Genomic DNA, 10,280 nt, shown 5'->3' with positions numbered 1-10,280 from the left:
GCCATTGTAGCACGTGTGCAGCCCAAGACATAAGGGGCATGATGACTTGACGTCGTCCCCACCTTCCTCCGAGTTGACCCCGGCAGTCTCCTGTGAGTCCCCATCACCCCGAAAGGCATGCTGGCAACACAGAACAAGGGTTGCGCTCGTTGCGGGACTTAACCCAACATCTCACGACACGAGCTGACGACAGCCATGCACCACCTGTACACCGACCACAAGGGGGCGACCATCTCTGGCCGTTTCCGGTGTATGTCAAGCCTTGGTAAGGTTCTTCGCGTTGCGTCGAATTAAGCCACATGCTCCGCTGCTTGTGCGGGCCCCCGTCAATTCCTTTGAGTTTTAGCCTTGCGGCCGTACTCCCCAGGCGGGGAACTTAATGCGTTAGCTGCGGCACCGACGACGTGGAATGTCGCCAACACCTAGTTCCCAACGTTTACGGCGTGGACTACCAGGGTATCTAATCCTGTTCGCTCCCCACGCTTTCGCTCCTCAGCGTCAGTAATGGCCCAGAGATCCGCCTTCGCCACCGGTGTTCCTCCTGATATCTGCGCATTTCACCGCTACACCAGGAATTCCGATCTCCCCTACCACACTCTAGCCTGCCCGTATCGAATGCAGACCCGGGGTTAAGCCCCGGGCTTTCACATCCGACGCGACAAGCCGCCTACGAGCTCTTTACGCCCAATAATTCCGGACAACGCTTGCGCCCTACGTATTACCGCGGCTGCTGGCACGTAGTTAGCCGGCGCTTCTTCTGCAGGTACCGTCACTCTCGCTTCTTCCCTGCTGAAAGAGGTTTACAACCCGAAGGCCGTCATCCCTCACGCGGCGTCGCTGCATCAGGCTTTCGCCCATTGTGCAATATTCCCCACTGCTGCCTCCCGTAGGAGTCTGGGCCGTGTCTCAGTCCCAGTGTGGCCGGTCGCCCTCTCAGGCCGGCTACCCGTCGTCGCCTTGGTAGGCCATCACCCCACCAACAAGCTGATAGGCCGCGGGCTCATCCTTCACCGCCGGAGCTTTCAACCCCCGCCCATGCAGGCAGAAGTATTATCCGGTATTAGACCCCGTTTCCAGGGCTTGTCCCAGAGTGAAGGGCAGATTGCCCACGTGTTACTCACCCGTTCGCCACTAATCCACCCCGAAAGGCTTCATCGTTCGACTTGCATGTGTTAAGCACGCCGCCAGCGTTCGTCCTGAGCCAGGATCAAACTCTCCGTGAATGTTTACTCGGCAGTGCTTAATTAAAAGCGCCGGTATCACCACGAGAGCGGAACCACCGGCCGGAATAAGACCAGTGGTTCACAGCGTCCTCGCTGTGTTTACTACAAAGGAACCTCAACCCACCGGGTCATCCGGCAGGTCGGGGTATCAACATATCTGGCGTTGACTTTTGGCACGCTGTTGAGTTCTCAAGGAACGGACGCTTCCTTTGTACTCACCCTCTCGGGCTTTCCTCCGGGCTTTTCCCTTCGGTCTTGCGTTTCCGACTCTATCAGACTCTTTCGTGTCCGATTCCCCGTCGGAGCGGGGCCGCCTTCCAGATTCTCGCTTTCGCGTTTCCCTTTCCGGCGATTCCGACTCTATCAGATCCTTTCGGGCCTGATTCCCAGTCAGAGTGGGCTGTCATCCCGGCCGTTGGGCCGTTCGGACGAGTGAGACTTTAGCGGAATCTGCTGCTCCGACGCTAATCGGGGCCGCATCCCTTCGAACGCGGATTCCTCATTCGCAAAAGCCCACGCAAAACAATGCGACACCAGCGGTCGCGCGCTTGTAATGGGTCCTGCGGAATGACTGTCCGGGGACCGGCCTGGACCGGTGCTCACGTCGGACAGCTCGGAGAACATTACGGATCCGTGTTTGGCATGTCAACTTGAGGGGTCGGCCGCTACTCTGGGGGCCATGACAACGCACGCGTGCAACCTTCAGTGGTGGGCCGCCTGAGGGCGGCCGGCCACACACGTGTGCACTCAACGGACGCCGCTTCGGCGGCCGTTCGCGTTTTCCCCCTCGGGAGGCCGGCCGCTGGAGGCGGCGGCTCCGATCCGGAGGGTGATGAGAGAGATGACGCGGATCTTCAGCGGGGTCAAGCCGACGGGGCATCTGACGCTGGGCAACTACCTCGGGGCCGTACGCAGATGGGTCGAGGTCGATCAGCACCGGGCCGACGCGCTGTTCAGCGTGGTGGATCTGCACGCGCTGACCGTCGAACACGATCCCGCCCGCGTGCGCAGACTCAGCCGGCAGGCCGCGACGCTGCTGCTGGCGGCCGGGCTGGACCCCGCCCTGTGCACCGTGTTCGTACAGAGCCATGTGGACGAGCACACGCGACTCTCGTATCTGCTGGAGTGCACGGCGACCGACGGCGAGCTGCGGCGCATGATCCAGTACAAGGAGAAGAGCGCCCGGGCGCTGGCGTCGGGGGACAGCGTGCGGTTCTCGCTGCTGTCGTATCCGGTGCTGATGGCCGCGGACATCCTGGCCTATCGCACGGATGAGGTGCCGGTCGGTGATGACCAGACGCAGCATGTGGAGCTGACCCGGGATCTCGCGGTGCGGTTCAACCAGCGGTACGGGCATACGTTCGCGGTGCCGAAGGCCACCCGGCCGCCGGTGGCCGCGCGGGTCATGGATCTCCAGGATCCGACGTCGAAGATGGGCAAGTCGCACGAGTCCGGCGCCGGGATCGTCTATCTCCTGGACGACGCCGATGTGGCGCGGAAGAAGATCATGCGTGCCGTCACCGACAGCGGGCAGGAGGTCGAATACGACCGGAAGACCAAGCCGGGGGTGGCCAATCTGCTGGAGATCCTCGCGGCGTGCGGAGCCGGGACCCCGGACGAGCTGGCCGCCGCGTATGACTCGTACGGCGCGCTCAAGAAGGACACGGCGGAGGCGGTGGTCGAGCTGCTGCGTCCGCTGCGGGAGCGGCACGCGGAGCTGGCCGCGGATCCCGGTTATGTGGACGGAGTGCTCAAGGAGGGAGCGGAGCGGGCCAGGGGTATGGCCCGTCCCGTGGTCGACGCCGCCTATCGGGCCATCGGACTGCTGCCCGCCGGCTGAGCTGTGATCGCCGGCCGAGCGGTGATCCGACGAGCGGCCGCGTCCCGCCCGAGTGTCAGCCGTTACCGGTGGCCAGGGCGCGGCTGCGGTCGCGGGCCGCCTCGATCGCGGCGATCAGGGCCGCCCGTACACCGTGGTTCTCCAGCTCCCGGATGGCGCTGATGGTGGTGCCGGCCGGGGAGGTCACGGCCTCCCTGAGCTTCACGGGGTGTTCGCCGCTGTCGCGCAGCATGACGGCGGCGCCGATGGCGGCCTGGACGATCAGTTCGTGGGCCTGGGCGCGGGGCAGGCCGAGGAGGATGCCGGCGTCGGTCATCGCCTCGACCAGGAAGTAGAAGTACGCCGGGCCCGAGCCGGAGAGGGCGGTGGCCGCGTCCTGCTGGGACTCGGGGACGCGGAGGGTCTTGCCCACGCCGCCGAAGATCGCTTCGGCGTGGGCGAGATGGACGGCGAGGGCATGGCTGCCGGCGGAAATGACGGACATGCCCTCGTCCACCAGCACCGGGGTGTTGGGCATGACACGTACGACGGGGGTGCCCGCGGTCAGGCGTTCCTCGATGAAGGCGGTGGTGATTCCGGCGGCGGCGCTGATGATCAGGCGGTCGGCGGTGACATGGGAGGTGAGTTCGTCGAGCAGCTTGCCCATGTCCTGCGGCTTGACGGCGAGGATGAGGATGTCGGCGCGCTTGGCGGCGTCCGCGTTGGTGACGGTCTCGACGCCGTACCGGTTGCGGAGCTCCTCCGCCCGGTCGCCGCGGCGGGTGGTGGCCAGCAGATCGGCGGCCCGCCAGCCTGCCCGGATCATGCCGCTGAGCAGGGCCTCGCCGATCTTTCCGGTACCGAGGACTGCGACTGTCTGGGGCATTGCGGGGTCACCTCGCCGGTGGGGATGTGTGCTGTTTTCCTTGCTGCTGTCCTTCCTGATCCATCCTCGCACCGGGGACCGGAGCGGCGCGGGAGGTGTCCGAGGAGCGGTACGGCGGCGGGTCGGCCCCGTCGGTTACGCCGTCCGGCGGCGGAGGGTCGCGGCACCCAGGGCGAGTACGAGCGCGGCGCAGCCGGCGACGATCACGGCGTCGCGGACGAAGTCGCCGGTGACGTCCGTATGGCGCAGGACCTCGTTCATGCCGTCGACGGCGTAGGACATCGGCAGGACGTTGGAGATCGCCTCCAGGACGGGCTGCATGTTCGGGCGCGGGGTGAAGAGGCCGCAGAGGAGCAGCTGCGGGAAGAGCACCGCGGGCATGAACTGCACGGCCTGGAACTCGGACGCGGCGAAGGCGGAGACGAAGAGGCCGAGTGCCGTGCCGAGCAGGGCGTCGAGGAGCGCGACCAGGAGGAGCAGCCAGGCGGATCCCACCACTTCCAGGCCGAGGGCCCGGACCGCGAGGCCGGTGGCGAGGACGGACTGGACGATGGCGAGCAGGCCGAAGGCCAGGGCGTACCCGGCGATCAGGTCGGCCTTGCCCAGGGGCATGGCGAGCAGCCGTTCCAGGGTGCCCGAGGTGCGTTCGCGCAGGGTGGCGATCGAGGTCACCAGGAACATCGTGATCAGCGGGAAGATGCCGAGCAGCGACGCGCCGATGGCGTCGAAGGTGCGCGGGCTGCCGTCGAAGACGTAGCGGAGCAGGAAGAGCATCACGCACGGGACGAGGATCATCAGCGCGATCGAGCGGGGGTCGTGGCTCAGCTGGCGCAGCACGCGGGCGGCGGTGGCCAGGGTGCGGGCGGCGGACATCGGGGCCGCGGTGGTGCGGGACGGTGTCGCCGTGCCGGGGACCGTCGTCGTACCGGGGGTCACGGTGCTCATCGGGCGCTCTCCTGGGGTGCGTTGGCCTCGTCGACCAGGTGGAGGAAGGCCGCTTCCACGGTCTCCGCGTGGGTACGGGCGCGCAGGGCGTCGGGGGTGTCGTCGGCGAGGATCTCGCCGTCGCGCATGAGGAGGAGGCGGTGGCAGCGTTCGGCCTCGTCCATGACGTGGGAGGAGACGAGGATCGTCGCGGCGCGGTCGGCGGCGATGCGGTGGAAGAGCTCCCACAGGTCGCGGCGGAGTACGGGGTCGAGGCCGACGGTCGGTTCGTCGAGGACGAGCAGTTCGGGGGTGCCCAGCAGGGCGACGGCGAGGGAGACCCGGTTGCGCTGGCCGCCGGAGAGCCTGCCCGCGAGTGAGTCGGCGTGGGAGGCGAGGTCGACGTCGCCGATGGCCCGGGTGACCGTTTCGCGGCGGGCGTCGCGGCGGGCCCGCCCCGGGTCGAGCACGGCGGCGAAGTAGTCGAGGTTCTGCCGCACCGTCAGATCGTCGTAGACGGAAGGGGCCTGGGTGACATAGCCGATCCTGGCGCGCAGCGCTCCGTCGCCCGCGGGCAGGCCGAGGACGTCCAGGGTGCCGGTGACCTTGGCCTGGGTGCCGACGATGGCGCGCATCAGGGTCGACTTGCCGCAGCCGGACGGGCCGAGCAGGCCGGTGATCCGGCCGGGCGATACGGCGAAGTCGAGGCCGCGCAGGACCGTGCGGTCGCCTCGTCGGACGGTGAGACCGCGGGCACGGATGGCGCCCTCAGTAAAATTCATCATGCGATGAATAATGAGCACGGCCGATACGCCCGTCAAGCGTCGACGCTGACCGTCCCCGTCACGCGTGGGTGGCGACCGTCCCCGTCACGCGTGGGCGGCGACCGTCAGCTCGACGGCATATGCCTCCTCGACGGTCCCGTCCGGGAAGAGCGTGAGCAGTTCCGCCCGCTCGTCCGCGAGGAAGCCGGCCGCGGCCTGTTCACCGCGCATACGGAAGACGGAGTGGCTGCCGAGGTTGGCGAGGTGGGTGTCGAGGGTGACGCGGCGGGTCCAGGGGATTCGGCGCTCCGCGCGGTCCAGCGCGGCCGGCAGATTCCGCGCGCGGCCGGTGGCACTGTGGGCGCCGTGGTGTACGTCGCCGGCCCAGCGGCGGATCCGTTCGGCCTGGGCGGCGATCCACGGCACAGTGCCGTCCGAGATGTTCCACCAGAGGGCGAGCGCGCCACCGGGCCGCAGGACGCGCAGGGCCTCGGGCACGGAGCGGGCCGGGTCGGTCCAGTGCCAGGACTGGGCGTACGTGATGAGGTCGGCGCGGCCGTCGGCGAGGGGCAGCGCGTCCCCGAGGGCCCGGACGAGCGGAACGCCGGGGGCGGCGCGGTGCAGCCGGGCCGCCATCTCCGGTCCGGGCTCGACGGCGGTGACCAGGGCGCCGCGTGCGCGCAGCAGGCGCGTGGCGATACCGGTGCCCGCGCCCACGTCGATGACGCGGGAGCCGGCCAGCGGGCGGCCGGTCAGTTCCTCGATGGCGTCGAAGAGGGCGGGCGGATAGCCGGGGCGTGCCTTGTCGTACTGGTCGGCCACGGCGTCGAAGGAGAGGGCGCGTTCGCGTTCGGTCATGCGTCCAGTCTGGCGCCGACCGGGCGTGCGGCCGGTGCCGACCGGGCGTGCGGCCGGTGCCGACCGGGCGTGCGGCCGGTGCCGACCGGGCGTGCGGCCTGTGCCGACCGGGCGTGCGGCCGGTGCCGACCGGGCGTGCGGCCGGTGGGGACCGGGCAGGGCCTACGTGCGCTTGGGCTTCGGCTTCCTGCCCTTGCCGCCGCCGCGGGCGGCCGGGTTTCCGGTGCGGGCGCCGCGACGGCGCTCGTACTGGACGACGGCCGTCTCGTACTCCGCGCGGCGCAGCCCCTCGCCCGGGGCCTCGACGAGGGAGCGCAGGAAGTACGCCACCAGTGAGCCGATGAAACCGATCGTCTTGACGCTGCGCAGGGACTCCTCGCGGGCCGGGTCGGCCGGGCGGCGCTGGAAACCGTCCCAGGTCCTGCGGAACGCGATGGCGCCGCACACGGAGAAGACCGCGATGACGAGCACCCCGACGAACGCGCCCACGTCCGCGATCTCCAGACCCTCGTACGCGAAGCGCAGTACGAAGCAGGCGGCGACGGTGGTGACGAGGGAGCCGGCGGCGACCATGACGCGGCGCAGCGCGTAGCCGCCGTCATGGCCGACCCAGGTCGTACCGAAGAAACGGATGGCCTCGGGCTCGGGGCCGCCGTGACCGCGCTGCTCGGGGTCTACGGGTCGTACGGGGTGTTCGCTCACCCGGCGATTATCCCCGGTGCGGGTCACGGGGCCCGGTCGGGCCGGGTCAGGCCCGACCGGGCCCCGTCAGGCCCCGTCAGCTTCCGTCAGGCGCAGCGCTCCGCGACATAGCCGCTGCTGCCCGTGTAGACATACGCGTCCGAGACGAACTGTCCGTTGGCGATGTTGTCCCACAGGTTCGTCGTCCCGTACGGACCGGTGACCCACTCGCCCGGCGTCTGGCAGTTGATCGGGACACGCGCGCCGTACTGGAGCACCTTGACGAGCTGGTAGTTCGTGCCGGGACCGCTACGGACGTTCAGGCGGTAGTCCGGGTGGACCGCGTACCGCTTCGCCGCCATCGTCTCCACGGCACCCTCCACGACATCGCCCACGGCATTCCCCACGCCGCTCTCAACCTCTTCGACAGCCATTCGGTCCTCCCCCATTGAAGGTGCGTTCTCTGCGCCGCGCAGGCTAGCAAGCCATGGCTTGATAGCACGCATCATCGACTAGGCTCCGTGCGTCGCGCTTGCGCACGAATACACGGGGGTGGGCGATGCCACCACTGCGCAATACCGGGTCGGCCCCGGAAGCGGAGCGTCCGGATTACGCCGGTCGCTACCTGCTCGAATCAGCCCTGGGATCGGGCGGGATGGGCGTGGTCCATCTGGCCACCTCCGCTTCCGGGCTGCTTCTCGCCGTCAAGGTCATCCATACCAACCATGCGTCGGATCCCGAGTTCAGAGCCCGGTTCCGGCAGGAGGTCGCGGCCGCCCGCCGGGTGAGCGGCGCCTTCACCGCGCCCGTCGTGGACGCCGATCCGGAGGCCGAACGGCCCTGGATGGCCACTCTGTTCATCGATGGCCCCACCCTCTCCGAGCGGGTGAAGCGGAACGGCCCGCTGGACGCCGAGGAATTGATCAGGCTCGGTGCGGGGCTTGCCGAGGGGCTGCGGGACATCCATCGGGCCGGTGTGGTGCACCGCGATCTCAAGCCGAGCAATGTCCTGTTGGCGCCGGACGGGCCCAAGGTCATCGACTTCGGTATCTCGCGCCCGACGGACAGTGATCTGCGGACCGAGACGGGCAAGCTCATCGGCACCCCGCCGTTCATGGCGCCCGAGCAGTTCCAGCGACCGCGTGAAGTCGGCCCCGCCGCCGATGTGTTCGCGATGGGCGCGGTGCTGGTCCACGCGGCTACCGGGCGGGGGCCGTTCGATTCCGACAGCCCGTACATCGTCGCGTACCAAGTCGTGCACAACGAGCCGGACTTGGCGGGGGTCCCGGAGCAGCTGCTGCCGCTGATCACCCGGTGTCTGGCGAAGGAGCCGGCCGACCGGCCGACCCCGGACGAGCTGATGGCCACGCTGCGCCCGCCGTCGGTACCGGGCGCGGACGGGCGGCGCGGCGCGCGGGTGTCGTCGTCCGGGGCGAGTCCGCTCCGGGCGAGTCCGCTCGTACCGGCGCAGCGCGGTCCCGGTCCCGCCGAGAACGCGGATCCGGACCCCGCCACCCATGCCCGTCCCGCCCGGTCCCGGACGCGGCAGCTCCGGATCAGGACCTCGGAGAGCGCGGAGGGTCGCGGGGAGAGCGCGGAGAGGGCCGGGAGCCCGGAGGGCGCCGGGAGCACGGAGGGCGCCGGGAGCACGGAGCCTCGCGATGCCCAGCCGGAAAGCGGCCCGCCCGCGACCCGCCCCCGTCGGCGGATCAGGCGCTGGTCGGTGATCGGTGTTGTGCTGGCAGCCGTGGCGGCGGCCGGTTTCGTCGGTGCGCGCGCCTCGATGGACGACGGTGCCGCCGCCCCCGCGCGGCCGGACACGGCCGGGCCCGCCGGTACGTTTCGTCCCTGGCACATCAAGCTGCCCAACAGCGGCGGCGAGGACCGCATACCCCGCTGCTCGGCCGCCGGGGCGGCCGTCTACTGCACGGCTCCCGGCATCAAGGCGGCCAGGCTCGATCCCGCGAACGGTCATCTCGACTGGTCCGTGAAGGGCGACAAGGCCGGCGCGGACGCCCGTATGGACGCGGCGCCTGTTCTCTCGGGCGGGCTGCTGCATGTCATCAGCCCCGGCGGGGCCCGGCTGGAAGCGCTCGATCCGGACTCGGGCACCACGCGCTGGTCCGTCCCCCTCTCCTCGTACGCCTCCGTCCGTCATGTCGGTGACACGGTGCTGCTCGTGCCCTACGACGGGCGGGTACGGGCCCTGGACAGCGCGACCGGCGACGAGCGCTGGAGCCGGCAGCGCGGCGGGACCGGCACCGTCTGGACGGCGGCGAGCGGTTACCCCACCGGCGACGGCTCCCCCACTGTCGATGGATCCTCCACCGGCGACGGATCCTCCACCGGCGACGGTCCGCTCTTCGCCACGACACCGTCGTCCGACGGCGTGGCCACCGAGGTGAGTTCCATCGATCCGGCCGACGGCTCCGTCCGCTGGGAGAAGCGGCTGACGGGCAACCTGATCCCGGCGGGTGCCTCGGGCGACGCGCTGTTCCTGCTCTCGGACGACGCCGACGGCTATGCGAACGAGGTCGTACGGCTCGACGCGTCGACCCGTACCGTACGGCGCGTCCCGCTGACCGCGCCGGTCGACCAGGCGCAGGGCATCGTGGCCGGTGACACGGTCTATGTCATGGGGTACACGGGTTCGCTGCTCGCCGTCGACACCGCCGGATCCGGCGAAGCGGGCGGAGCCGGCAGCGCCGGTGTGCGCTGGCGGCTGGAGACGTCGGTCACCCGGGCGTCACGGCCCACCGCCGCCGGGAACCGCGTCTATCTGAGCGCGGGCGACGGCCGGCTGCTCGCCGTGGACGCCGAGCGTGGCGTGCTGCTCGGGCAGACGAAGCCCCGGATGGACGACGGGCCCCACACGCTCGTGCCCACCCTGCCCGCGCCCGTCACCGAGCCCGGCGCCGTCTTCGCCACCGCGCCCGACGGGTCCGTCTTCGCGGTCGACAGCCGACGGCCGGACAGCTGGTAGGCGCACCTCACGAGACGTAGGCGCTCCTCACGAGACGCGCAAACGCCGTGGGGCCCCGGGCCCCCCACCGGGTCACGGGGGGCCGGCCCGGGAGCAAAGGGGTTTTGTTGGGGGGGTGGGCGGGGGGGGGGGGTTGGTGGGG

General features: G+C 69.7%; 8 protein-coding genes and 1 rRNA gene. 2 read left to right on the top strand and 7 right to left on the bottom strand.

The genetic code is table 11. From position 1 onward, the window contains the following. A 16S ribosomal RNA gene (locus ACFRMN_RS24860) occupies nt 1–1,223 on the bottom strand; the annotation flags it as partial. Nucleotides 1,224–2,064: 841 nt separating this feature from the next. Between ACFRMN_RS24860 and trpS the strand changes: the two genes are divergently transcribed. Then, entirely contained in the window at nt 2,065–3,063 is a 999-nt protein-coding gene (gene trpS, locus ACFRMN_RS24855; RefSeq protein WP_383022954.1) for a tryptophan--tRNA ligase, read from the top strand. A gap of 55 nt (nt 3,064–3,118) precedes the next feature. Here the strand turns inward: trpS and proC are convergent, their stop codons facing one another. From proC to ACFRMN_RS24825, 6 genes are all read right to left on the bottom strand, one after another. Then, entirely contained in the window at nt 3,119–3,928 is an 810-nt protein-coding gene (gene proC, locus ACFRMN_RS24850) for a pyrroline-5-carboxylate reductase (protein ID WP_383022935.1), read from the bottom strand. A gap of 135 nt (nt 3,929–4,063) precedes the next feature. Next, nucleotides 4,064–4,873, bottom strand: coding sequence for an ABC transporter permease (locus tag ACFRMN_RS24845; RefSeq protein WP_383022933.1), 810 nt, complete (start codon nt 4,871–4,873; stop codon nt 4,064–4,066). After that, nucleotides 4,870–5,637 carry an ABC transporter ATP-binding protein gene (locus tag ACFRMN_RS24840; protein WP_383022931.1) on the bottom strand — a complete coding sequence of 256 codons (768 nt, stop codon included), beginning with the start codon at nt 5,635–5,637 and terminating at the stop codon, nt 4,870–4,872. The genes ACFRMN_RS24845 and ACFRMN_RS24840 overlap by 4 nt, the downstream gene beginning before the upstream one ends. Before the next feature lie 84 nt (nt 5,638–5,721). Next, nucleotides 5,722–6,474 (bottom strand): class I SAM-dependent methyltransferase, encoded by a 753-nt coding sequence (locus ACFRMN_RS24835; protein ID WP_383022930.1) that lies wholly within the window; start codon nt 6,472–6,474, stop codon nt 5,722–5,724. A 162-nt stretch (nt 6,475–6,636) separates the two neighbouring features. Continuing rightward, entirely contained in the window at nt 6,637–7,176 is a 540-nt protein-coding gene (locus tag ACFRMN_RS24830; RefSeq protein WP_383022928.1) for a hypothetical protein, read from the bottom strand. An 86-nt stretch (nt 7,177–7,262) separates the two neighbouring features. Continuing rightward, nucleotides 7,263–7,589 carry a peptidase gene (locus ACFRMN_RS24825; protein WP_383022927.1) on the bottom strand — a complete coding sequence of 109 codons (327 nt, stop codon included), beginning with the start codon at nt 7,587–7,589 and terminating at the stop codon, nt 7,263–7,265. 125 nt (nt 7,590–7,714) lie between these two features. On the opposite strand from ACFRMN_RS24825, the gene ACFRMN_RS24820 reads away from it, so the two are divergent. After that, complete coding sequence (locus tag ACFRMN_RS24820) at nt 7,715–10,138, top strand: PQQ-binding-like beta-propeller repeat protein (RefSeq protein WP_383022926.1); 2,424 nt, start codon at nt 7,715–7,717, stop codon at nt 10,136–10,138. The last annotated feature ends 142 nt before the right edge of the window (nt 10,139–10,280 follow it).

This window comes from Streptomyces sp. NPDC056835 (assembly GCF_042789485.1).
Taxonomy (GTDB): Bacteria; Actinomycetota; Actinomycetes; order Streptomycetales; family Streptomycetaceae; genus Streptomyces.
The sequence above is the reverse complement of the archived record's forward strand: the minus strand, read 5'-3'. Positions and strand labels throughout refer to the sequence as shown.

What these genes read in the sequence shown, in the direction of transcription:
- trpS (WP_383022954.1), top strand. Translation starts at nt 2,065, where the DNA reads ATGACGCGGATCTTCAGCGGGGTCAAGCCGACGGGGCATCTGACGCTG.
- proC (WP_383022935.1), bottom strand. Translation starts at nt 3,928, where the DNA reads ATGCCCCAGACAGTCGCAGTCCTCGGTACCGGAAAGATCGGCGAGGCC.
- ACFRMN_RS24845 (WP_383022933.1), bottom strand. Translation starts at nt 4,873, where the DNA reads ATGAGCACCGTGACCCCCGGTACGACGACGGTCCCCGGCACGGCGACA.
- ACFRMN_RS24840 (WP_383022931.1), bottom strand. Translation starts at nt 5,637, where the DNA reads ATGATGAATTTTACTGAGGGCGCCATCCGTGCCCGCGGTCTCACCGTC.
- ACFRMN_RS24835 (WP_383022930.1), bottom strand. Translation starts at nt 6,474, where the DNA reads ATGACCGAACGCGAACGCGCCCTCTCCTTCGACGCCGTGGCCGACCAG.
- ACFRMN_RS24825 (WP_383022927.1), bottom strand. Translation starts at nt 7,589, where the DNA reads ATGGCTGTCGAAGAGGTTGAGAGCGGCGTGGGGAATGCCGTGGGCGAT.
- ACFRMN_RS24820 (WP_383022926.1), top strand. Translation starts at nt 7,715, where the DNA reads ATGCCACCACTGCGCAATACCGGGTCGGCCCCGGAAGCGGAGCGTCCG.